This window comes from Streptomyces sp. NPDC054796, from assembly GCF_053611545.1.
Map to the genome: position 1 here is coordinate 33,813 of NZ_JBSHAO010000014.1, position 21,865 is coordinate 55,677.

Genomic DNA, 21,865 nt, shown 5'->3' on the forward strand with positions numbered 1-21,865 from the left:
CCGCTCGGCGAGGGGGCATCTCCCAGCGGTAGCTGGGAGAGGGGGCACAACCCGTGCCACCGGACCGCACCAAGCGAACGAACCCCAAGACGCACCCGTCAGGGCTCTAGTAGCCGCCGCGTTGGTCGTCGTAGTAGTAGCCGTTGGGCTGCTGGCCGTTGCCGTAGCCGTCGTAGTCGTTGGGGTACGGCTGGGGCTGGTAGGGGTCATAGGGCTGCTGCTCGGGCGGGAGGGGCGCCTCGGGGTCGCGCTGCTGGGGGACCCAGACGCCGCCGGGCGGGGTCTCCGAGTAGTACGGCTGCTGGGGCTGCTGCGCGTAATCGCCGTACTGGGCGTCGTAGCCGCCGGGGTCGGGCGCGTAGGGCTGCTGTTCGCCGATGTAGCCCTGGGGGTCGAAGCTGACGCCGCCGCCGTAGGAGTCGTGCGAGGGGTAGCCGGTGTAGGGGTCCGTGTAGGACGCGTACTGCTGCTGTGCGTCGTAGCCGTACGCCTGGTCCTGGTATATCCCCTGGCGGGACCCGGACTCGAAGGAGGCGGCATAGGTGTCGTACGTGCCGTACTCGCCCGTGTCGTCGGGCAGCGGCGCCGGCTGGTAGACGGGCGGTTCGGCGGGCTGGAAGACGGAGCCGGGAGCGTCGTTGCCGTAGCCGTACGTGTCGGTGGCGTACGTGTCCGTGCCGTACGTGTCCGTGGCGTAGGCGTCGGGGCTGTACGTGTCGGCGCCGTAGGCGTTCGTGCCGTAGCCCTGGGAGGCGTAGTCCTCGGTGGCGTCGCTGCCGGTCTGCGCTTCGGGGACGGGGTCGTACGCCTCCAGGCCCGAGACCTGGAGCGTCGGCTCCGCCTCGGCCGGGGGACCCTCGCGGCGGCGCCTGCTGGAGCCGGGCGTGCCGCCGAGGGCCCAGCCGGTGGAGAAGCCACGGCGGTAGGAGAGGGTCACGAAGGTCTGGCCGGTGGCGAAGGCGGCGATGCCCAGCCCGATCACGATGACCGAGGGGATCAGCGCCCCCACCACCACGCACAGAAAGCCGCCGAAGGCCAGCAGACGCCAGCGAAGCCGCGCCTTGTACTGCAACAGCACCTCGCCGAGCAGCCACAACGCGACGATGCCGAACGCGATGTAGAGGACTGTCCAGCCCATGTACGCCCCCTCTTCGAGCCGCTGCCTCGGCTGGCCAGCTCTCTCAGCTCAGGGACCGCTCGTGGAGTCCCAGATTCTCGTGGATTTCCAGCGTTGCCGTGGAGTGGTTGAGCGTAATGAAGTGGAGTCCGGGGACATCCTCAGCCATCAGCCTCGCGCACAGCTCCGTGGCGTATTCGATCCCGACCGAGCGTACAGCCGCCGGGTCGTGTTCGACGGCCCGGAGCCTGTCGGCCATCTCCTTCGGGATTGTCGCATTGCTGAGCTGTGCGAACCGCTCGATCTGCTGCACGTTGGTGACCGGCATGATCTCCGGGATGATCGGAGTTTCGCAACCGGCCGCCACCGCGCTGTCGCGCAGCCGAAGATAGTCCTCCGCGCGGAAGAACATCTGCGTGACGGCGTAGTCGGCTCCCGCCTTGCACTTGTTGACGAAGTGGCGGATGTCCGTGTTCCAGTCGGAGGAGCGCGGGTGCATCTCGGGGAACGCCGCGACGCCGACGCAGAAGTCGCCGGACTCCTTGATCAGCTCTACGAGTTCCGAGGCGTAGGTGAGCCCCTGCGGGTGCGTCACCCACTCGCCCATCGGGTCGCCGGGGGGATCGCCGCGGATCGCGAGGACGTTCCGGATGCCCGCGTCGGCGTACTGCCCGATCACGTTGCGCAGCTCGGCCCGCGAGTGGTTGACCGCGGTGAGGTGCGCGACGGGGGTGAGCGTCGTCTCGTTGGCGATGCGCTCGGTGTTGCGCACCGTGCCCTCGCGCGAGGAGCCGCCCGCGCCGTAGGTCACCGACACGAAGGTCGGAGAGACCGCTTCGATGCGCCGCAGCGCGTTCCACAGGGTCCGCTCGCCCTTCGCGGTCTTCGGTGCGAAGAACTCGAAGGAGTACGACTTCTCTCCGGAAGCGAGCAGATCACGGACGGTCGGCGGGCGGTCTGTCCTGGTAGCTGAGATACCAATGGCCATATGGGAAGGCTATCGGCCTTGTCCATGGGGCGGGTGGTGAGCAGGGCGTTACGTCCGGTCCGTCCCGTCTTCTCGAGGCCCTGTGTCCACGGAGTGGACGGCCGGTGCGGGCGCCCGAAGGGCACGGCGACCAGCCCGCGACCGCCTCCCCTGCGCCTCCCGACCGCCTCAGCCGTCGGCCCGTGCCCGCTCGCGCAGCCGTCCGGCCAGGGCCGACGCGGCGGCGGCCGGGTCCTCGGCGTCCGTGATCGCGCGGACGACGACCACCCGGCGTGCTCCGGCGTCGAGCACCTCGTCGAGACGGGACTCGTCGATCCCGCCGATCGCGAACCAGGGGCGCGCGGGGGCGAGCTTCGCGGCGTACCGCACGAGGGGCAGGCCCGGCGCGTGGCGCCCCGGCTTGGTGGGGGTCGGCCAGCAGGGTCCTGTGCAGAAATAGTCCACGCCGGGCTCGGCGACGGCCGCGTCCACCTCGGCCTCGGCGTGCGTGGAGCGGCCGATGAGCGGGCCTTCGCCGAGCAGCGCGCGGGCCGCGGGAACGGGGAGGTCGCCCTGGCCGAGGTGCAGCACGTCCGCCCCGGCCGCGTGCGCGACGTCCGCGCGGTCGTTGACGGCCAGGAGCTTGCCGTGGCGGCGGCAGGCGTCGGCGAAGACGGCGAGGTGGTCCAGTTCCTCGGCGGCCTCCATGCCCTTGTCGCGCAACTGCACGATGTCCACGCCGCCCGACAGGGCCGCGTCCAGGAACTCCGGGAGGTCCCCCTGCTCCTTGCGCGCGTCCGTGCACAGATACAGGCGTGCGTCAGCGAGCCGCTGACGTGCGGTGACGCTCATGGTGCGGGCGTTCCCCCCATGCGGGGGCGTACGGACCGGGGCGCCCCCGCACGAGGGAGCCCCGGGCCGTACGCCCGGTGGATGTGGTGTGGTGATGCGGTGCGGTGTGGTGGTGCGGTGGCGCTCGGCTGTCCGTCGGCTCAGACGGCGAGGGCCTGAGCGCGGCGCTTCACTTCCGTCCCACGGTTCTCGCGCAGGGCCTGGGCCGGGGTGCCCGGCAGGCTCTCATCCTCGGTGAACAGCCACTCCAGCATCTCCTCGTCGCTGAAACCGTCGTCCTTGAGGAGCGTGATGGTGCCCACGAGGCCCTTCACGACCTTGCCCTCGCCGATGAAATCGGCGGGGACCTGGAGGACCCGGTTCTCTCCCCTGCGCACCGCGATGAGCTGGCCTTCCTTGACGAGCTGCCGGACGCGGGTCACTTCGACGCCGAGCTTTTCTGCGACATCGGGGAGGGTGAGCCAGGCGGGGACGAGAGCATCGGTCTTTGCGTCAATCTCGGTCACGCTCTCCAGCCTGCCATCCCCCGCTGACAGTCACTACCGCTCCCCACCCGGGAAAGCGGTACGAAGCACTCCGGCACGTCCTCACGAGGCCCACCGGGTAACTCAGCGCACCGCCTGTTTCAGCGCCACCGACGCGTCCGCCACCCGCTCCGGGTCCAGCGACGCCCCCTGCTGGATCAGCTTCCTGCCCTGCGCCATGTCGCGCGGGCGCCCCACGGCCAGCAGCGCGGTCAGCGCCCCGTCGCCCCGGAGCCAGCACGCGGACCAGGAGACGCCCGTCGGATCGCCGCGCGGCACCAGCAGATCGCCGGACGCGTGATGGCCGACGTACTGCACGAAGCGCCCGAACTGCTCCGACCAGAAGTAGGGAACCGGGTCGTAGACGGCCCCCTCCGCCTCCCCGCCGTCCGCGAGGCCCTCGGCCACGATGTTGGCTGCGACGGCCATGGGGCCCTGGAGCGCGTTGTCCCAGTGGTGCACCAGCAGCCGTTCGCCGTAGCGCGCGGAGGGGAAGGAGGCGCAGTCCCCGACCGCGTAGACGCCCTCGGCCGAGGTGCGCAGCCGCTCGTCGGCGCGGATCGCGCCGTCCTCGTCGAGGACGAGCCCCGAGCCCGCGAGCCAGCCCGTGGCCGGGCGGGCGCCGATGCCGACGACGACGGCGTCCGCGCGCAGCCGCGTCCCGTCGGCCAGCACGACCGCCCCCCGCTCGACCGAGGCGACGGCCACGCCCGTGCGCAGGGCGGCGCCCGCGGCCTCGTACCAGGCGCGCATGGGCTCCGTCAGCTCGGCGGGCAGCGCCCCTGGCAGCGGACGGGGCGCCGCCTCGACGACCGTGACCGCGCAGCCCGCCTCGCGCGCGGCCGTCGCGAACTCGGCGCCGATCCAGCCGGCGCCGACGACCACGATGTCGCCCTTGGCGGCGAGCACGGGCCGCAGCCGTGCCGCGTCGTCCAGGGTGCGCAGCAGATGCACGCCGGGCACGCCCTCGCTCCCTGGCAGCGCGACGGGCTCAGCGCCGGTCGCGATGACCAGCCTGTCGTACGCGACGGGCCCCGCCTCGGTGTCCAGCAGCCTCTCGTGCGGGCGCAGCCCGGTGACGGTCCTGCCCAGTTCAAGATCGACGCCGAGCGCCTCGAAGTCCACGTCGAACGCGGACCCTTCGGCCTTGCCGAGGAGTACGGCCTTGGAGAGCGGGGGGCGGTCGTAGGGCTGGTGCGGCTCGGCACCGATGATCCTGACCGCGCCGGGCCAGCCCTCCTCGCGCAACTGGACGGCGGTCTGCACGCCCGCCATGCCCGCGCCCACGATGACGACCCGCTGCCGTTCCTGACTCTCGCTCACCAGGTCACTCTAGGACGCCCGGGACGCCGGGGGTCGCGGCGAGGTGCCCGGACGCCCCTCACCCGCCCTTACCCGCGCCGAGGGGGCCGCAGTAGGCTGGATCGCGAACGCGACAACGGCGTACAGCGCGACAACGGCGTACGACGCCACGGCATACGCGAAGGCATACGCGGGAGCCCGGACGCACCGGGCTGAGAGGGAGGCTGGCGGCCTCCGACCGTACGAACCTGATCCGGGTCATACCGGCGAAGGGAGGAGCGGCATTCTCATGCGCACCACCACGGCGGCCTCCTCGGCGGCCTCCACGAACGGCATGGAGGGGGCCACTTCGGGGGCCACTTCCGACGTGCTCGTCGTCGGCGGCGGGATCATCGGCCTCGTCACCGCCTGGCGCGCGGCGCAGCGCGGGATGAGCACCACCGTCGTCGATCCGGCCCCCGGCGGGGGCGCGGCGCGGGTGGCGGCCGGGATGCTCGCGGCCGTCACGGAGCTGCACTACGGCGAGGAGACCCTGCTCTCCCTCAACCTCGCCTCGGCAGCGCGCTATCCGTCGTTCGCCGCCGAGCTGGAGGAGGCGAGCGGGCAGGAGATCGGCTACCGCGCCTGCGGCACCCTCGCCGTCGCGCTGGACGCCGACGACCGCGCGCACCTGCGCGAACTGCACGCGCTGCAACGGCGCTGCGGCCTGGACCCGGAGTGGCTGACGGGCCGCGAGTGCCGCCGTCTCGAACCGATGCTGGCCCCTTCCGTACGGGGCGGGCTGCGCGTGGACGGCGACCACCAGGCCGATCCGCGCCGCCTGGCCACCGCGCTGCTGGTCGCCTGCGAGCGGGCCGGGGTCCGCTTCGCGCGGGAGCGGGTGGCGCGGCTGGCGGCCCGGGTGACGGCCTCGGAGGAGCGGGTCACGGGCGTCGTCCTGGACGACGGCCGCGAGCTGTCGGCGGGGCAGACGGTGCTGGCCACGGGCGCACACGGCCTCGACGGGGAGGGCCTGCCGCCCGGCGTGCTGCCCCCGGTGCGCCCCGTCAAGGGCCAGGTGCTGCGGCTGCGAGTGCCGTCCGCCTACGCGCCGTTCCTCTCCAGGACCGTCCGGGCCGTCGTGCGCGGCGGGCACGTGTATCTCGTGCCGCGCACCAACGGCGAGCTGGTGATCGGCGCCACCAGCGAGGAGATGGGCTGGGACACGACGGTCACCGCCGGCGGCGTCTACGAGCTGCTGCGGGACGCGCACGAGCTGGTCCCCGGGCTCACCGAGCTGCCGCTGACCGAGACCTGCGCCGGGCTGCGCCCCGGCTCGCCCGACAACGCCCCGCTGCTGGGGCCCACCCGGCTGGCGGGCCTCCACCTGGCCACGGGCCACTACCGCAACGGCGTGCTGCTCACCCCCGTCACCGGCGACGCCATGGGCGAGCTGCTGGCGACCGGTGAACTTCCCGAGCAGGCGCGACCCTTCACCCCGCGGCGTTTCACGCGACGGCTACAGGAGCAGCCAGCATGACGACTCCCCACACCCCTCACCCCCCGCGTTCCCCCCGTCCTCCGCGTGCCCTCACCGTGTCCGTGAACGGCGAGCCCCGCGAGGTCGCGGAGGGGCTCACCCTCGAAGCGCTCGTCGCGACGCTCACCACGGCGCCCTCCGGGGTGGCGGCGGCCGTCAACGAGGCCGTCGTGCCGCGCGGCCAGTGGGGCACGCGGGCACTGGCCGAGGGCGACCGCGTAGAGGTACTCACCGCAGTCCAGGGAGGCTGACCCGACATGGCCGACGACGCACTCACCATCGGTGACACCACCTTCACCTCCCGTCTGATCATGGGCACGGGCGGAGCGCCGAGCCTCGACGTCATGGAGCGCTCGCTCCTCGCGTCCGGCACGGAGCTGACGACGGTCGCGATGCGCCGCCTCGACCCGACGGTGCAGGGCTCGGTCCTGTCCGTGCTGAAGGAGCACGGCATCCGCGTCCTGCCGAACACGGCGGGCTGCTACACGGCGGGCGAGGCCGTCCTCACCGCGCGGCTCGCGCGCGAGGCCCTGGGGACCGACTGGGTCAAGCTGGAGGTCATCGCGGACGAGCGCACCCTGCTCCCCGACCCCGTCGAGCTGCTGGACGCGGCCGAGACGCTGGTCGACGACGGCTTCACCGTCCTCCCGTACACGAACGACGACCCCGTGCTGGCCAGGAAGCTGGAGGACGTGGGGTGCGCGGCCGTCATGCCGCTGGGCTCCCCCATCGGCTCCGGGCTCGGCATCCGCAACCCGCACAACTTCCAGTTGATCACCGAGCGTGCCTCCGTCCCCGTCGTCCTCGACGCGGGAGCGGGCACCGCCTCGGACGTCGCGCTGGCCATGGAGCTGGGGTGCGCGGCGGTGATGCTGGCCTCGGCCGTGACCCGCGCGCAGGAGCCGGTGCTGATGGCCGAGGCGATGCGGCACGCGGTGGAGGCCGGGCGGCTGGCGTACCGCGCTGGGCGCATCCCGCGCCGCCACTTCGCCGAGGCGTCGTCGCCGACGGAGGGCGTCGCGGAGTTCGACCCGGAGCGGCCCGCGTTCCGGTGACGCCCAGGGGGCCGACTCCGGGGGCTGGTTCTGGGGGCCGGCTCTGGGGGCCATCCTTCCGGTGACGGGCGTGTCACCGTTCGGCTTCAGTCCCCGCGCTCTTCCCGCTCCCCGGATTCCCCTGTCGGTACCGGCTCGTAGACTCGTCGCGATATGGATACGACCCTTCAGGATCCTTCCCCTGGCCAGGGCCGGGGAGACCCCCTCGTGGGGCAGGTGCTAGACGGCCGGTACCGCATCGATTCGCGTATCGCCGTCGGCGGCATGGCCACGGTCTACCGCGCCCTCGACACCCGCCTCGACCGCGAGCTGGCCCTGAAGGTCATGCATCCCTCCCTCGCCGTCGACAGCACCTTCGTGGACCGCTTCATCCGCGAGGCCAAGTCCGTGGCCCGCCTCGCCCACCCCAACGTGGTGGGGGTCTTCGACCAGGGCACGGACAGCAGCTACGTCTATCTCGCGATGGAGTACGTCTCGGGCTGCACCCTCCGCGACGTCCTGCGCGACCGCGGCGCACTCCAGCCCCGTGCGGCCCTGGACGTCATGGAGCCGATGCTCGCGGCGCTCGGCGCGGCGCACCGCGCGGGGCTCGTGCACCGGGACATGAAGCCGGAGAACGTCCTCATCGGGGACGACGGCCGGGTCAAGGTCGCCGATTTCGGCCTCGTGCGGACGGTGGACAGCCAGACCTCGGCCACCACGGACTCCATCCTCGGCACGGTCTCGTATCTCGCCCCCGAGCAGATCGAGGAGGGCCAGGCCGACACCCGCACGGACCTCTACGCGTGCGGCGTGATGCTCTACGAGATGCTGACGGGCGCCAAGCCGCACTCCGGCAGCACCCCGGCCCAGGTGCTCTATCTGCATCTGCACGAGGGGATACCCGCCCCGTCGGCGGTGGTGCCGGGGCTGGCGCCCGGCATGGACGCGCTGGTGGCGCGCGCGTGCGCCCGTGACCCCCGGGACCGCCCCGACGACGCGGTGGCGCTGCTCTCCGAGACGCGCACGGCCCGCGCCGGGCTCACGGACGCCGAGCTGGACGCGATGCCCCCGATGGCCGTCGGCGCCGCGTCCGCGCCCGTACAGCGGGGCGACGGGACGCCGGACGCGCCGCACCACGGCACGCCCGCACCGGAGCCGGACCCGGAGGACGCGCCCGCGCGGGCCCTCGCGCACGGCGAGGGCGGCCCGGACGACGCCGGGCACGCGTCCGGCCACCCGGCCGGGGACGGCCACGCGACGGGGTACGGGGACAGCGCCGGGTACGGCAGCGGTCCCGCCGGCGCCGACGGCGCGGGCTCAGAGGACCGCACGAGCGTCCTCCCCCGCGTCGCCCCCACCCCCTCGCCCACGGTCACCATGGACAGGCCCGCGGCCCCGGCGGACGGCGGCGTCCTGGACCGCACCACCCGGCTGGCCTCGCCCGCGCTCGCGGAGCCCCAGACCGCGCCGGAGGGGCCCGGCGGCCCGGACTCCCCCGGCGGCCACCGGCGCCGGCGCGGAAGCGGCTCGCAGCGCTGGGTGGTCGTCACCCTGGCCGTCGTGCTGCTGGCCCTGATCGGCACGGGGGTCTGGTACGTCACGACGGGCCAGTTCACGCAGACCCCCGCCGTGCTGGACAAGACGGAGACCGAGGCCACCAAGACGCTGGAGAGCGCGGGCCTGGACGTCAAGGTCACCCGCGACTACAGCGAGCGCATCGAGCGCGGCCACGTCATCGACTCCGACCCGGCGCCCGGCTCCCGCATCCGCAACACGGGCACGGTCACCCTGACCATCTCGCGCGGCCCGCAGATCGTGAAGGTGCCGGACCTCTCGGGCACCCCGCTCTCCGACGCCAAGCGCGAGCTGCGGGAAGCCGGGCTCAAGGCGGGCGACGTGAAGCGGGCCTTCGACGAGGAGACCGCGCAGGGCTCCGTCATCAGCACCGACCCCGGCGCGGGCACCAAGAAGCGGCCAGGAGCCGCTGTCGCGCTCACCGTCTCCAAGGGCGCTCCCCTTGAGGTACCGGACGTCGTCGGCGAGGACGAGGGCTCGGCGCAGCAGGAACTCCGGGAGGCCGGGTTCAAGGTCCGCGTGGCCGAGAAGCGGGTCTTCTCCGAGGAGGACGAGGGCACTGTGGCCCGCCAGTCCCCCGCCGACGGCGCCACGGGGGCCAAGGGCGACACCGTGACGCTGACGGTGTCCAAGGGCCAGGACATGGTCGAGGTGCCGGACGTCGAGGACCTCGCGCAGGACGAGGCCCGCGAGAAGCTGGAGGCAGCGGGCTTCACCGTGGACGTGCGCAGGCTCTTCATCGGCGACACCGTCTTCAACCAGTCGCCGGGCGGCGGCGAGGAGGCCCCTCGCGGCTCCGAGGTCACCCTCTGGATCCGCTGAGCCCTTCCATCAAGCCCGCCAGGACCGCCGAACCCCTCATCAGAGGGCTTCGGCGGTCCTTTTCATGCCGTCACAGCGCGTGCGTCCGCGCCGTCACGGACCGCGCACACGGTGAAACGCACCGCGTTTAAACCCCCCACAATTTGTGACGCCGCCCACGGGACGCAGATCACTTACGAAGGGGATTAGTGGCCCCGTAATGGTCAATGGGCGCCAAATCCGGGCACCGCAGGCACGAGCGGGCCACCCCTTCTCCACGAACCGGGATAGTACGTCACATTCTTGATTCCCGTATTTCCAGCCTTTACAAATGCTGACGTCGCACGGCGCCGGGAATCGGAACTCGGCGTTATACCGCCCCTTCCGGCCTCTGCGACGCAAGCAAAGGAAAGGTTCGCTCGCAATGCCCACCATTCCCGGCTACACCCGTATGACCAAGATCCAGCGTTACTCCGCCGCGGGTATCACCGCGGCAGGCGCCGCGGCGCTCGCCCTGACCGTCGTCCCCGGCTCGGCGGACGCGGGCGACGCCAGCCAGTCGACCGCCAACAAGTCGATCAGCGCCGAGCCCGTCTCCTTCAGCGCCCAGTCCTCCACCGTCCCCACCCAGCGCGAGGGCATCGGCGACCAGATGGACGTCGCCGAGCAGCGCGCCAAGGCGGAGGCCGCGGCACAGAAGCGCGCGGCCGAGGCCAAGCAGGACGAGGCCCAGAAGAAGGCCGCCGCCGACGCCAAGAAGGAGCGCGAGGCCAAGGCCGCCGCGAACCGCTCCTCGCAGCGTGCCGCGGTCAAGAGCTACCCGAACAACCTCGACGGATGGATCCGCGAGGCCCGGGACATCATGAAGAAGCACAACATCCCCGGCTCCTACGAGGGCATCAAGCGGAACATCATCCGCGAGTCCGGCGGCGACCCCAACGTCGTCAACGACTGGGACATCAACGCCAAGAACGGCGTGCCCTCCAAGGGCCTCCTCCAGGTGATCCAGCCCACCTTCGACGCGTACCACGTCGACGGCACGAAGGACAGCCTGACCGACCCCGTCGCGAACATCGTGGCCGCCTGCAACTACGCGGCCGACAGGTACGGTTCGATGGACAACGTGAACTCGGCATACTGAGTCGTGTGACGACGAACAGACAGCGCAATCCGGTTGGCGGCCATGTCCCCGTAGCAGGGGGCCTGGCCGCCACCGGCATTTCTTATGCAGCGGAAATCGCGGCGGAGACCGTGCAGGTTTTTGTCGCCAATCCACGCGGCTGGGCGACCCCGCCCGGGTCGCCCCGACAGGACGAGGAATTCCGCGCCGCGTGCGCGGAGAAAAACATCCCCGCGTATATCCACGCGCCCTATCTCATCAATTTCGGCTCGGACAACGAGGCCACGGCCGACAAGTCCGTCCACTCGATGCGCCATTCGCTGCGGCGCGGCCGTGAGATCGGCGCGCTCGGTGTCGTCGTCCACACGGGTTCCGCGACGGGCGGGAGGGAGCGCGGGGTCGCGCTCGCGCAGGCGCGGGAGCTGATGCTGCCGCTGCTGGACGAGCTGACGCACGAGGACGACCCCTGGCTGCTGCTGGAGCCGACGGCGGGGCAAGGCGCGTCGCTCTGCTCCCAAGTCCAGGACCTCGGCCCGTACTTCGACGTTCTCGACCGGCACCCCAGGCTGGGGGTCTGCCTCGACACCTGCCACGTCTTCGCCGCCGGGCACGATCTGGCGGCGCCCGGTGGGGTGAAGCGCACGCTGGACGAGCTGGTGGAGGTGACGGGGCCCGGACGGCTCCGGCTGATCCACGCGAACGACTCCAAGGACATCGCGGGCGCGCACAAGGACCGCCACGAGAACATCGGCTCGGGCCACATCGGCGTCGAGCCCTTCGCCGAGCTGCTGGCGCACCCCGTGACGGAGGGGGTACCCCTGGTGATCGAGACGCCGGGCGGCAAGGAGGGCCACGCGGCGGACATCGCCCGCCTCAAGGGATTGCGGGCCCCCTTCGCGGGGAGCGGAAGGAAACGGGGGGTTGCCCCTTCATCGGGGGTGTCGCGCGGGACGGTCGCCCCATGACGGGGTCGCCGTAGGGTCCCGCGCCAATTTTTGTACCCCTGTCCGGCGGGGCGGCGTCGTGTGGCTTGGCGCCGTGTTCGGCTGCCTGGCCGGTGGCTTCGGCGCGGCGTATGGACCGGTACGACGCGGCTGGCGCCGCGTGATTCATGGCTTGCGCCGGTGGTTATGGGGTTGCTGTGTGGTGGGGGTCGGCGCCGCGCCGGGGTGTCTCCTCGGCGTGAAGGGGGAACCCTGCGTTTCATTGCCCCCCCGCGAAGGGTGCGTCAGAGTTCGGGGCCGTCGCCCCGTTGCTCCTGGTAGGAGTAGCGCTGTTCCTGCCAGGGGTCGCCGATGTTGTGGTAGCCGCGTTCTTCCCAGAAGCCGCGGCGGTCCGCGGTCATGTACTCGACGCCGCGGACCCATTTCGGACCCTTCCACGCGTACAGGTGCGGCACGACGAGTCGCAATGGAAAACCGTGCTCGGCGGTCAGCAGCTCGCCCCCTCGGTGCGTGGCGAGGAGGGTCTTCTCAGAGGTGAAGTCGGCGAGCCTGAGATTGGAGCTGAAGCCGTACTCGGCCCAGACCATCACATGGGTGACGTCGTCGGCCGGAGGCGCCAGTTCCATGATCGTTCGGGCACTGACCCCGCCCCATTCCGCACCGAGCATGCTGAACTTGGTCACGCAGTGCAGATCGCCGATCACCGTTTCGTAAGGGAGCGCGGCGAACTCCTCGTGGTTCCAGCAGCGCTTCTCGCCGTCGGCCGTGGCCCCGAAAACCCGGAATTCCCAGCGCTCGGGCTTGAACTTCGGCACGGGACCGTAGTGCGTGACCGGCCACCCGCGCTGAAGACGCTGGCCGGGCGGAAGCGACGACTGCTCCCCTTCTCGGCTCTGCGGCTGACCCATGTCTCCATGGTGACAGACCTCGCGGGCCCCCTTGACCACGCCCCTGCCGGGAACTCACGGTGAATCCCGGGTGACGCGATCACTGTCGTAAATTCGGGCAAATTCGGTAAGCCTGCACTTACTGGACCGAATTGCCGCGGCAGTGCAAGGATGCGCGATGCGCGCGCACCGCACCTGCCACTTTCCTGCCCCCTGGAAGGAGCCCGCGCCATGCAGGGCGACCCCGAGGTCATCGAGTTCCTCAACGAGCAGCTCACCGCCGAACTGACCGCGATCAACCAGTACTTCCTGCACGCGAAGATGCAGGAGAACTTCGGCTGGCCGAAGCTCGCGAAGTACACCCGGTCCGAGTCGATCGACGAGATGAAGCACGCCGAACGGCTCACCGACCGCATCCTCTTCCTGGAGGGGCTGCCGAACTATCAGCGGCTCTTCCACGTCCGCGTCGGCCAGACCGTCACCGAGATGTTCCAGGCGGACCGCCAGATCGAGGCCGAGGCCATCGACAGGCTGCGGCGTGGCATCGAGGTCATGCGCAACAAGAGCGACATCACCTCGGCGAACATCTTCGAGGACATCCTCGCGGACGAGGAGCACCACATCGACTACCTCGACACCCAGCTCGAACTGGTCGAGAAGCTGGGCGAGCCGCTCTACATCGCCCAGTTGGTGGAGCAGCCGGACAGCTGACCCGCGGGACGGCTAGGCCGCCTCGGCGACCTCGTCCTGGGGTTCCGGCGCCTTCTGCGTCTCCGCGACGAGCGCGGGCGCGCCCTTGTCCAGCAGTTCACGCCTGGGGCAGGTGCCGCGTCCGAGGAGGCCCTGGATGCGGCGCACGCAGGAGCCGCAGTCGGTTCCGGCCTTGCTGGCCGAGGCTATCTGGCGCGGAGTGCAGGCGCCGTCCGCCGCGTGTTCGCGGACCTGCTGCTCGGTGATGCCGAAGCAGGAGCAGACGTACACGCGGCTCACCTCCGTCCAGGGCTTGGTGACCGCCGCCCAGCGGCCACTGAGGTTAACCTAACCTTACCCTCCGGCCGATGTCCACAAAAGTATGTGGGGCCCGCATCTCTGTGATGCGGGCCCCACTGCTGTCCGTGCCGGTGTCCGTACGGGCGGCCGGACCGGTCTACTGGTCGCGGTACATCTCGGCGACGAGGAAGGCCAGGTCCAGGGACTGGCTGCGGTTGAGGCGCGGGTCGCACGCCGTCTCGTAGCGCTGGTGGAGGTCGTGGACGAAGATCTCGTCGCCGCCGCCGACGCACTCGGTGACGTCGTCGCCGGTCAGCTCCACGTGGATGCCGCCCGGGTGCGTGCCGAGGCCCTTGTGGACCTCGAAGAAGCCCTTGACCTCGTCCAGCACATCGTCGAAGCGGCGGGTCTTGTGCCCGCTGGCCGCCTCGAAGGTGTTGCCGTGCATCGGGTCGCAGACCCACACGACCTTGGCGCCGGAGGCCGTGACCTTCTCCACCAGCTCGGGGAGGCGGTCGCGGATCTTGTCCGCGCCCATCCGGGTGATGAAGGTGAGGCGGCCGGGCTCGCGGTCCGGGTCCAGCTTGTCGATGAGGGCGAGCGCTTCCTCGGGCGTGGTCGTCGGCCCGAGCTTCACGCCGATCGGGTTGCGGACCTTGGAGGCGAACTCGATGTGCGCCCCGTCGAGCTGCCGGGTCCGCTCGCCGATCCAGACCATGTGCCCGGAGACGTCGTACAGCTTGCCGCTGCGCGAGTCCGTGCGGGTCAGGGCCGACTCGTAGTCGAGCAGCAGGGCCTCGTGCGAGGAGAAGAACTCGACCGTCTTCAGCTCTTCCGGGTCCGTGCCGCAGGCGTGCATGAACTTCAGCGCCTGGTCGATCTCCCGCGCCAGCGCCTCGTAGCGCTGCCCCGACGGGGAGTTCTTCACGAAGTCCTGGTTCCAGGCGTGGACCTGGCGCAGGTCGGCGTAGCCGCCGGTGGTGAAGGCGCGCACCAGGTTCAGCGTGGACGCTGACGCGTGGTACATCCGCTTGAGCCGCTCCGGGTCGGGCTTGCGGGCCGCCTCGGTGAACTCGAAGCCGTTGACCGAGTCGCCCCGGTACGTCGGCAGCGTCACGCCGTCGCGGGTCTCCGTCGGCTTGGAGCGCGGCTTGCTGTACTGGCCGGCGATCCGGCCGACCTTGACGACCGGGACGGCCCCGGCGTACGTCAGCACGGCGCCCATCTGGAGCAGCGTCTTGAGCTTGTTCCTGATGTGCTCGGCGCTGACCTGGTCGAATGCCTCGGCGCAGTCACCGCCCTGGAGCAGGAACGCCTCACCGTGCGCGACGGCACCCAGCCGGGCACGCAACTGGTCGCACTCGCCCGCGAAGACGAGGGGCGGATAGGACTCGAGCTCGGCGATGGTGTCGCGCAGAGCCTCGTGGTCCGGCCAGTCAGGCTGCTGCGCCGCGGGAAGGTCTCGCCAGGTGTTCGCACTGGCGTCTGGTTTGGCGTTCACAGTCACGCACACCAGATTACGTCGTCGTGTCCAGGGGTTTTCGCCCTGTTCGAAGGTTGAGACGTATGGCACGCCCGACCGTCACGGAGATGCCTGGTGGATGCCTGGTGTATGGTGCCGCTCATGTTCGCGCAGACCCGTCTCAGCAACTGGTGGTGGACCGCTCTCCAGGCGGCCCGCTAGCTGCGCGTATCCGATCCGACGCGAAGGCCGCCCGAGGGGCGGCCTTCAGTGTTTTCCGCGGCCGTTCCTCCTCGTACGTGACATGGAAGAGGAACCCCGGATGCCGCACCCACCCACGCCTCACCCCCCTCGCACCGCCCCCGCCGAGGGGACCGCCGCGCTCCTCCAGCGGCTGACCGCCGAGGAAGCGCCGCCCTTCGCGCTGCTGCGGCGGCGCACCCCCGGCAGGGACGAGAACCTGGTCGAGGTGCTGACCGGGCCCGTCCAGCATGTGGACCGGCTCGACGCCATCCCCGAAAGCGAGCTGGGCGCGCTCGCGCTCGTGCCCTTCCGGCAGATCAGGGAGCGCGGCTTCGACGTGCGCGACGACGGCACGCCGCTGGCCGTGCTCGTGCCCCAGGAGGCGCACGAGGTTCCCCTGGCGGAAGCGCTGGACGCGCTGCCCGCGCACCGCGTCCACGTCGAGAACGGGGCCTTCGACGTGTCCGACGCCGCGTACGAGGACATCGTGCGCCGCGTCGTGGAGGACGAGATCGGCGCGGGTGAGGGCGCCAACTTCGTCATCCGGCGCACCTTCGCCGGGGAGGTCCCCGGCTTCTCGCGCGCCGACGCGCTCGCCCTCTTCCGACGACTGCTGTGCGGGGAGCAGGGCGCCTACTGGACGTTCGTGGTGCACACCGGCGACCGCGTCCTGGTCGGCGCCAGCCCCGAGGTCCATGTGCGGATGAGCGGAGGCACCGTCGTCATGAACCCGATCAGCGGCACCTACCGCTACCCGGCCACCGGGCCCGACGTGGAAGGGCTGCTGGAGTTCCTCGCCGACCGCAAGGAGAACGAGGAGCTGTCGATGGTCGTCGACGAGGAGCTGAAGATGATGTGCACCGTCGGCGACCGGGGCGGTGTGGTGGTCGGGCCGCGGCTGAAGGAGATGTCGCACCTGGCGCACACGGAGTACGAGCTGCGCGGGCGCAGCTCCCTGGACGTGCGCGCCGTGCTGCGGGAAACGATGTTCGCGGCGACGGTGACCGGCTCCCCCGTCGAGAACGCGTGCCGCGTCATCGAGCGCTACGAGCCCGCGGGCGAGGACGGCTCGGGGCGCGGCTACTACGCGGGCGCGCTCGCCCTGATCGGCCGCGACGCGGGCGGCGCGCAGAGCCTGGACTCGCCCATCCTGATCCGTACCGCCGACATCGACCCCGCGAGCGGCAGGCTGCGCGTCCCCGTGGGGGCCACCCTCGTGCGGGCCTCGGACCCCGCGAGCGAGGTCGCCGAGACGCACGCGAAGGCGGCCGGGGTGCTGACGGCGCTCGGGGTGCGGGAGGCGCCCGCGCGGGCCTCGGGCGGGCCAGCGCCCAAGCTGGCGGACGACCCTCGGGTGCAGGCGGCGCTGGAGTCGCGGCGCGCGGGGCTCGCGCCGTTCTGGCTGCGGATGCGCACGGAGGACGGGGCGGCCGGGACGGACGGGGCGGACGGCCACGGGCCCGGCTACGGGGAGGGCCGGGCGCGCGGCGAGGTGCTGGTCGTCGACGGCGAGGACACCTTCACCTCGATGCTCGCCCACCTGCTGCGCTCCACCGGAATGGGCGTGCGGGTGCTGCGCTACGACGCGCCGGAGCTGCGGGAGGCGGCGCTGACGCACCCCGGCCCCGTCGTGCTGGGGCCAGGGCCCGGCGACCCGCGCGAGGAGGCCGACCCCAAGATGCGGCTGCTGCGCGGGCTGACGGCCGAGCTGGTGCGGGAGCACCGGCACGGGCTGCTGGGCGTCTGCCTGGGGCACGAGCTGCTCGCCGCCGAACTGGGCCTGGAGATCGTCCGCAGGGACCGCCCGTACCAGGGCGCGCAGGAGCGGATCGACCTGTTCGGGCGCGAGGAGACCGTCGGCTTCTACAACTCCTACACCGCGCGCTGCGACGAGGAGGCGGTGAACGAGCTGGCGCTGCACCGCGTCGAGGTGAGCAGGGACCCGGTCTCGGGCGATGTGCACGCACTGCGCGGGCCGACGTTCGCGAGCCTCCAGTTCCACCCGGAGTCGGTGCTCACCCTGGACGGGCCCGCGCTCGTGGCGCGGCTGCTGGCCGCGGTGGCGGTGAGCTGAGGGGCGTCAGCCGGGCCCGGACGACGACGGCTCGCCGGGCCGCACCAGCACGTTCTCGCTGGTGCGGCCCGCGAGATAGTCCTCGATGTTGTTCACGGTGGTGCCGATGATCTGGCCGACCGCTTCCCGCGTGTAGTACGCCTGGTGCGAGGTGACCAGGACGTTGCTGAAGGTCATCAGCCGGGCGAGGGTGTCGTCGGCCACCACGTCGAGCGACCTGTCGTGGAAGAACAGCCCCTCCTCCGCCTCGTACACGTCCAGCCCGACCCCGGCCGGCCTGCCCGCGCGCAGCTCCTCGACCAGCGCCTCCGTGTCGACGAGGCCGCCCCTGCTGGAGTTGACCAGCAGCGCGTCGTCCTTCATGCGGCGCAGCGCGTCCCGTCCGACGAGATGGTGGGTCTCCGGCATCAGCGGTACGTGGAGGCTGACGAGATCGGCGGCGGCGAACAGCTCGGGCAGCTCCGTGTACGTCATGCCCAGCGCCGTGCAGGCGGGGTTCTCGCGTACGTCCCAGCCCAGCAGCCGCATCCCGAAGCCGTGCGCGATGCGGGTGAACGCCTCGCCGATCCTGCCGGTGCCGATCACTCCGGCCGTGCGGCCGTGCATGTCGCGTCCCATCAGGCCGTCGAGGCGGAAGTCGAACTCGCGGGTGCGGCGCACGGCGCGGGCGACGCGCCTGTTGACCGCCATCGCGAGGGTCCAGGCGAACTCCGCGACGGAGTACGGCGAGTAGGAGGAGACCCGCGCGACGGTGAGGCCCAGCTCGGCCGCGGTGTCCAGGCTGATGTTGTTGAAGCCCGTGGCACGCTGGGCGATCATCCGGGTGCCCCCGTCGGCGAGGACGCGCAGCACCCGCTCGTCGAGCCGCGCGTTGACGCTGACGGTGATGACCTCGTGGCCCGCGGCGAGGGGCGCGGTGTCCCCGTTCAGGAACACGTCCAGGCAGCGGACCCGGTGCTCCCGGTCGGCGCAGGCCCTCTCCAGCAGCGGCTTCTCGTCGGCCTGCACGCCGAACGCGAGGATCTCCACGGGGCTTCTCCCGGGACGGGGACGGGGCAGAAACAGGGACGGGGCGGGCGGGCCCGGAAAGCGCGAGAGGCCGCACATCCGGGACATGCCCGAATATACGGCCTTTCGCCCCGTACCGCCGCCCGGAGATCCGGACGACGATCCGGGTCATCCGAAGAAGACGCCCGCCTCCTCGTACAGCTCGGGAGAGACCGTCTTCAGCTTGGAGGTGGCCTCCTCAAGGGGGACGCGGACGATGTCCGTGCCCCGCAGCGCGACCATCTTGCCCCAGTCCTCGTCACGCACCGCGTCGATCGCGTGCAGCCCGAACCGGGTGGCCAGCCAGCGGTCGAAGGGGGTCGGCGTGCCGCCGCGCTGGATGTGCCCGAGCACCGTCGTGCGGGCCTCCTTGCCCGTACGCGACTCGATCTGCTTGGCCAGCCACTCGCCGACGCCCGAGAGGCGGACGTGCCCGAAGGAGTCCCGCGACTCGTCCTTGAGCACCATGTCCCCGTCCTTGGGCATGGCGCCCTCGGCGATGACGACGATCGGCGCGTAGCTGGCCTTGAAGCGGGACTCCACCCAGCCGCAGACCTCGGCCACGCTGAAGCGCTGTTCCGGGATGAGAATGCAGTTGGCGCCGCCCGCGAGGCCCGAGTGCAGGGCGATCCAGCCCGCGTGGCGCCCCATGACCTCGACGACCAGGACCCGCATATGGGACTCGGCCGTGGTGTGGAGGCGGTCGATGGCCTCGGTGGCGACGGTGACCGCGGTGTCGAAGCCGAAGGTGTAGTCGGTGGCGGACAGGTCGTTGTCGATGGTCTTGGGAACGCCGACGCACTTGATGCCGTGCTCGCCCGTCAGCCGGGCGGCCACGCCGAGGGTGTCCTCGCCGCCGATGGCGATCAGTGCGTCGACCTCGTGCTTGGCGAGGTTCTCCTTGATGCGGCGGACGCCGTTCTCCTCCTTGAAGGGGTTCGTCCGCGAGGAGCCCAGGATCGTGCCGCCGCGCGGCAGCGTGCCGCGCACCGCCGGAATGTCGAGCTGCGTGGTGTCCCCCTCCAGGGGCCCGCGCCAGCCGTCCCGGAAACCGAGGAAGTCGTAGTCGTACCTCTGGACGCCCTTACGGACCACAGCCCGCATGACCGCGTTGAGACCGGGACAGTCGCCGCCGCCCGTCAACACTCCGACCCGCATGGGATCTCCCTTCTCCACGTGAACGCGACTGCGGCCACGCTAACGGTGATCCACGTCACATGGGGATGGGGCGAACGCCCGATTCCCTTGCGTGCGGGCGGTGTTGGCGGTGCACGATCACTCGTACGAAGGACCCTCGGGAGGCGCGCGGGAGACACACCGGGGCACGGCGCGTGCACCGGGCGCCCGTCGCCGCCCCGCCTCACTCCCCGTCGAGACCCCGCTCGATGGCGTAGCGCACCAGCTCGACGCGGTTGTGCAACTGGAGCTTGCCCAGGGTGTTCTGGACGTGGTTCTGGACGGTGCGGTGGGAGATGACCAGGCGCTCGGCGATCTGCTTGTAGCTCAGCCCCTTGGCCACCAGCCGCAGGACCTCCGTCTCACGCTCCGTCAGATGCGGGACGCCCGGCTCGTCGGGGGTCGTGGGCTCGGGGTCGGCGGCGAGCCTGCGGTACTCGCCGAGGACCAGTCCGGCGAGCCCCGGTGTGAAGACCGGATCGCCGACGGCCGTCCTGCGCACCGCGTCCAGCAGCTCCGCCGTGCTCGCCGACTTCACCAGATAGCCCGTCGCCCCCGACTTCACGGCCTCCAGGACGTCCGCGTGCTCGCCGCTCGCGGAGAGCACCAGCACCCGGAGCGAGGAATCGGCGCCCACCAGCTCGCGGCACACCTCGACGCCCGGCATCCCGGGGAGGTTCAGATCCAGCACCAGCACATCGGGCGAGACGGCCAGCGCGCGGCGCACCGCCTGCTTGCCGTCACCGGCCGTGCCCACCACGTCGAACCCGGCCTCGGACAGATCGCGGGCCACGGCGTCCCGCCACATCGGATGATCGTCGACGACCATCACCCGCACCGGACGCTCCCCGTCCAGGCCCTGGGCCTGGTCCCGGTCCTGGTCGCCCCGCACCCCGTCAGTCATGGGCTGTTCCGTCATGCTTCGGCACCCTCAATTCCACTTCCGTCCCCTGCCCCGGCACCGACACCCACTCCGCCGTGCCGCCAAGATCGCGCAGCCGTCCCCTGATCGACAGCGCCACGCCGAGGCGCCCCTCGGCCTCCGCGTCCGCGAGGCGTCCCTCGGGGATGCCGGGGCCGTCGTCCCGCACCGTCACCGCCACCGCGTCCGGCTCGTCCTCCAGCAGGATCCACGCCTGCGCCTCCTCCCCGTCGGGGCCCGTCGCGTGCTCGCGGACATTGTCCAGCGCGGCACCGACGGCCGCGGCCAACTCCCGCGCGGCGGTGGCCTCCAGCACCACGGGGCTGCCGGGTTCGGCGAAGGACACACGGGACCCGGAGTACGCGGACAGCAGCACCCGCAGATCGCGCGCCCGCTCCGCTCCGCCGCTCCCGGAGCCGGTTCCGGCGCTGGAGTCCGGGTCCGGGCCCGGGTCCGGATTCCGGTCCAGGGCCGGGTCCGGATCCGCTCCCGGGTCCGTACGGTCAGCTCCCGCGCCGTTCCCGCCCCCCGGCACGATGCCGCTGGAGACCAGGGTGCGCAGCGCCACCTCCTGCTCCCCCGCCATGCGGCCCAGCTCGGCCGCCTCGCCGCCCAGCGCCGTGCCACGGCGCTGGACCATGGCCAGGACCTGGAGCACGCTGTCGTGGATGTCCCGGGCCAGCCGCTCCCGTTCGCGGGTCGCCGCCTCGATCTGGAGGGCGCGGGCGAGGGTGCGCTCACTGGCGCGGGCGACCTCGACGACATAGCCGATGGCGATGCTCGCCACGCAGACCAGCAGGACGTTGTGCAGCGTGGACCGGTAGAACGAGTTCTGCTCGACGAAGTTGGCGATGCCGACCAGCACCGAGGCCAGGGCGCCCCAGCGCCAGCCGCCCTTGATCGCGAAGGCCAGCACGGGCCCCGCGACCCAGATGGAGGGCAGCGTCGGCCCGACCTCGTCATAGGCGTCCACATAGCGCGACAGCAGGATGCCCCCGACCGCGAAGGCGAGGTCCACGGCGAGGAAGGGCCTGGTGCACCGCCGGGCCGAGGAGACCTTGGGGAGGGTGGCGAAGGTCCACACCGCGAGCGCTGCCAGATAGGCGCAGCCCAGCGCCGGGTGGGCGTTGTCCTCGTACTCCAGGGCGAACACGACGATCGCGTACACCAGCGTCAGGATCCGGTAGCCCGTCAGGGCACGCCACAGCGGCTGCTCCACGGACATCTTCATCGCCATGCTGCCGCCCCGCCCCCTGGTCCCGCCTGGTCCCGCCCGTGCGCGGTCACCGCCCGTGTGCGCCGGTGC

General features: G+C 71.6%; 20 protein-coding genes and 1 riboswitch. Of the genes, 8 read left to right on the forward strand and 12 right to left on the reverse strand.

The window, feature by feature from the left end; translation table 11 throughout:
- Positions 1-106: 106 nt before the first annotated feature.
- The 5 genes from ACWGJ2_RS14300 to ACWGJ2_RS14320 form a co-directional block, all read right to left on the reverse strand.
- On the reverse strand, positions 107-1,138 hold the full coding sequence (locus tag ACWGJ2_RS14300) for a hypothetical protein (protein WP_453346366.1): 1,032 nt from the start codon (positions 1,136-1,138) through the stop codon (positions 107-109).
- Positions 1,139-1,181: 43 nt separating this feature from the next.
- Positions 1,182-2,105: a methylenetetrahydrofolate reductase [NAD(P)H] gene (metF, locus tag ACWGJ2_RS14305; RefSeq protein WP_453346367.1), complete on the reverse strand. Its 924-nt coding sequence runs from the start codon at positions 2,103-2,105 to the stop codon at positions 1,182-1,184.
- A 168-nt stretch (positions 2,106-2,273) separates the two neighbouring features.
- A complete protein-coding gene (thiE, locus tag ACWGJ2_RS14310; RefSeq protein ID WP_453346368.1) occupies positions 2,274-2,936 on the reverse strand; it encodes a thiamine phosphate synthase in 663 nt (220 codons plus the stop codon).
- 140 nt (positions 2,937-3,076) lie between these two features.
- On the reverse strand, positions 3,077-3,442 hold the full coding sequence (locus ACWGJ2_RS14315; RefSeq protein WP_453346369.1) for an Rv2175c family DNA-binding protein: 366 nt from the start codon (positions 3,440-3,442) through the stop codon (positions 3,077-3,079).
- 102 nt (positions 3,443-3,544) lie between these two features.
- On the reverse strand, positions 3,545-4,735 hold the full coding sequence (locus ACWGJ2_RS14320; RefSeq protein WP_453346487.1) for an NAD(P)/FAD-dependent oxidoreductase: 1,191 nt from the start codon (positions 4,733-4,735) through the stop codon (positions 3,545-3,547).
- Positions 4,736-4,942: 207 nt separating this feature from the next.
- Positions 4,943-5,054: riboswitch (TPP riboswitch) on the forward strand.
- 42 nt (positions 5,055-5,096) lie between these two features.
- Here ACWGJ2_RS14320 and thiO point away from each other — a divergent pair.
- The 6 genes from thiO (at position 5,097) to ACWGJ2_RS14350 (ending at position 11,779) form a co-directional block, all read left to right on the forward strand.
- Positions 5,097-6,281: a glycine oxidase ThiO gene (gene thiO / locus ACWGJ2_RS14325; RefSeq protein ID WP_453346488.1), complete on the forward strand. Its 1,185-nt coding sequence runs from the start codon at positions 5,097-5,099 to the stop codon at positions 6,279-6,281.
- Entirely contained in the window at positions 6,278-6,532 is a 255-nt protein-coding gene (gene thiS / locus ACWGJ2_RS14330; protein ID WP_453346370.1) for a sulfur carrier protein ThiS, read from the forward strand. The genes thiO and thiS overlap by 4 nt, the downstream gene beginning before the upstream one ends.
- Positions 6,533-6,538: 6 nt before the next feature.
- A complete protein-coding gene (locus ACWGJ2_RS14335) occupies positions 6,539-7,336 on the forward strand; it encodes a thiazole synthase (protein WP_453346371.1) in 798 nt (265 codons plus the stop codon).
- 153 nt (positions 7,337-7,489) lie between these two features.
- Positions 7,490-9,715 (forward strand): PASTA domain-containing protein, encoded by a 2,226-nt coding sequence (locus ACWGJ2_RS14340; protein ID WP_453346372.1) that lies wholly within the window; start codon positions 7,490-7,492, stop codon positions 9,713-9,715.
- A 403-nt stretch (positions 9,716-10,118) separates the two neighbouring features.
- Entirely contained in the window at positions 10,119-10,835 is a 717-nt protein-coding gene (locus ACWGJ2_RS14345; RefSeq protein WP_453346373.1) for a transglycosylase SLT domain-containing protein, read from the forward strand.
- Between the two features lie 5 nt (positions 10,836-10,840).
- Positions 10,841-11,779, forward strand: a complete 939-nt coding sequence (locus tag ACWGJ2_RS14350; protein ID WP_453346374.1) for a deoxyribonuclease IV — start codon at positions 10,841-10,843, stop codon at positions 11,777-11,779.
- Between the two features lie 263 nt (positions 11,780-12,042).
- Here the strand turns inward: ACWGJ2_RS14350 and ACWGJ2_RS14355 are convergent, their stop codons facing one another.
- Positions 12,043-12,666, reverse strand: coding sequence for a sulfite oxidase-like oxidoreductase (locus tag ACWGJ2_RS14355; protein ID WP_453346375.1), 624 nt, complete (start codon positions 12,664-12,666; stop codon positions 12,043-12,045).
- Between the two features lie 210 nt (positions 12,667-12,876).
- On the opposite strand from ACWGJ2_RS14355, the gene bfr reads away from it, so the two are divergent.
- Positions 12,877-13,356 (forward strand): bacterioferritin, encoded by a 480-nt coding sequence (bfr, locus tag ACWGJ2_RS14360; protein WP_453346376.1) that lies wholly within the window; start codon positions 12,877-12,879, stop codon positions 13,354-13,356.
- A gap of 12 nt (positions 13,357-13,368) precedes the next feature.
- Here the strand turns inward: bfr and ACWGJ2_RS14365 are convergent, their stop codons facing one another.
- On the reverse strand, positions 13,369-13,635 hold the full coding sequence (locus ACWGJ2_RS14365; RefSeq protein ID WP_453346377.1) for a (2Fe-2S)-binding protein: 267 nt from the start codon (positions 13,633-13,635) through the stop codon (positions 13,369-13,371).
- Between the two features lie 157 nt (positions 13,636-13,792).
- Positions 13,793-15,136: a class II 3-deoxy-7-phosphoheptulonate synthase gene (locus tag ACWGJ2_RS14370; RefSeq protein WP_453346489.1), complete on the reverse strand. Its 1,344-nt coding sequence runs from the start codon at positions 15,134-15,136 to the stop codon at positions 13,793-13,795.
- Positions 15,137-15,419: 283 nt separating this feature from the next.
- On the opposite strand from ACWGJ2_RS14370, the gene ACWGJ2_RS14375 reads away from it, so the two are divergent.
- Complete coding sequence (locus ACWGJ2_RS14375) at positions 15,420-17,414, forward strand: anthranilate synthase family protein (protein WP_453346378.1); 1,995 nt, start codon at positions 15,420-15,422, stop codon at positions 17,412-17,414.
- A 6-nt stretch (positions 17,415-17,420) separates the two neighbouring features.
- Here ACWGJ2_RS14375 and ACWGJ2_RS14380 read toward each other — a convergent pair whose 3' ends face one another.
- The 4 genes from ACWGJ2_RS14380 to macS form a co-directional block, all read right to left on the reverse strand.
- A complete protein-coding gene (locus ACWGJ2_RS14380) occupies positions 17,421-18,443 on the reverse strand; it encodes a 2-hydroxyacid dehydrogenase (RefSeq protein ID WP_453346379.1) in 1,023 nt (340 codons plus the stop codon).
- A 147-nt stretch (positions 18,444-18,590) separates the two neighbouring features.
- Positions 18,591-19,619, reverse strand: coding sequence for a 6-phosphofructokinase (locus ACWGJ2_RS14385; protein WP_453346380.1), 1,029 nt, complete (start codon positions 19,617-19,619; stop codon positions 18,591-18,593).
- 202 nt (positions 19,620-19,821) lie between these two features.
- Complete coding sequence (locus ACWGJ2_RS14390; RefSeq protein WP_453346490.1) at positions 19,822-20,541, reverse strand: response regulator; 720 nt, start codon at positions 20,539-20,541, stop codon at positions 19,822-19,824.
- Positions 20,534-21,796 carry a MacS family sensor histidine kinase gene (macS, locus tag ACWGJ2_RS14395; protein WP_453346381.1) on the reverse strand — a complete coding sequence of 421 codons (1,263 nt, stop codon included), beginning with the start codon at positions 21,794-21,796 and terminating at the stop codon, positions 20,534-20,536. Before macS ends, ACWGJ2_RS14390 begins: the two co-directional genes overlap by 8 nt.
- Positions 21,797-21,865 lie beyond the last annotated feature (69 nt).

Excerpts from the sequence above, each read along its gene's own strand:
- bfr (WP_453346376.1), top strand. The coding sequence starts at position 12,877 with ATGCAGGGCGACCCCGAGGTCATCGAGTTCCTCAACGAGCAGCTCACC.
- ACWGJ2_RS14355 (WP_453346375.1), bottom strand. The coding sequence starts at position 12,666 with ATGGGTCAGCCGCAGAGCCGAGAAGGGGAGCAGTCGTCGCTTCCGCCC.
- ACWGJ2_RS14335 (WP_453346371.1), top strand. The coding sequence starts at position 6,539 with ATGGCCGACGACGCACTCACCATCGGTGACACCACCTTCACCTCCCGT.
- ACWGJ2_RS14375 (WP_453346378.1), top strand. The coding sequence starts at position 15,420 with ATGCCGCACCCACCCACGCCTCACCCCCCTCGCACCGCCCCCGCCGAG.
- ACWGJ2_RS14320 (WP_453346487.1), bottom strand. The coding sequence starts at position 4,735 with ATGGCGGGCGTGCAGACCGCCGTCCAGTTGCGCGAGGAGGGCTGGCCC.
- ACWGJ2_RS14345 (WP_453346373.1), top strand. The coding sequence starts at position 10,119 with ATGCCCACCATTCCCGGCTACACCCGTATGACCAAGATCCAGCGTTAC.
- ACWGJ2_RS14300 (WP_453346366.1), bottom strand. The coding sequence starts at position 1,138 with ATGGGCTGGACAGTCCTCTACATCGCGTTCGGCATCGTCGCGTTGTGG.
- macS (WP_453346381.1), bottom strand. The coding sequence starts at position 21,796 with ATGGCGATGAAGATGTCCGTGGAGCAGCCGCTGTGGCGTGCCCTGACG.
- thiO (WP_453346488.1), top strand. The coding sequence starts at position 5,097 with ATGGAGGGGGCCACTTCGGGGGCCACTTCCGACGTGCTCGTCGTCGGC.
- ACWGJ2_RS14385 (WP_453346380.1), bottom strand. The coding sequence starts at position 19,619 with ATGCGGGTCGGAGTGTTGACGGGCGGCGGCGACTGTCCCGGTCTCAAC.
- thiS (WP_453346370.1), top strand. The coding sequence starts at position 6,278 with ATGACGACTCCCCACACCCCTCACCCCCCGCGTTCCCCCCGTCCTCCG.
- ACWGJ2_RS14340 (WP_453346372.1), top strand. The coding sequence starts at position 7,490 with ATGGATACGACCCTTCAGGATCCTTCCCCTGGCCAGGGCCGGGGAGAC.
- thiE (WP_453346368.1), bottom strand. The coding sequence starts at position 2,936 with ATGAGCGTCACCGCACGTCAGCGGCTCGCTGACGCACGCCTGTATCTG.
- ACWGJ2_RS14390 (WP_453346490.1), bottom strand. The coding sequence starts at position 20,541 with ATGACTGACGGGGTGCGGGGCGACCAGGACCGGGACCAGGCCCAGGGC.
- metF (WP_453346367.1), bottom strand. The coding sequence starts at position 2,105 with ATGGCCATTGGTATCTCAGCTACCAGGACAGACCGCCCGCCGACCGTC.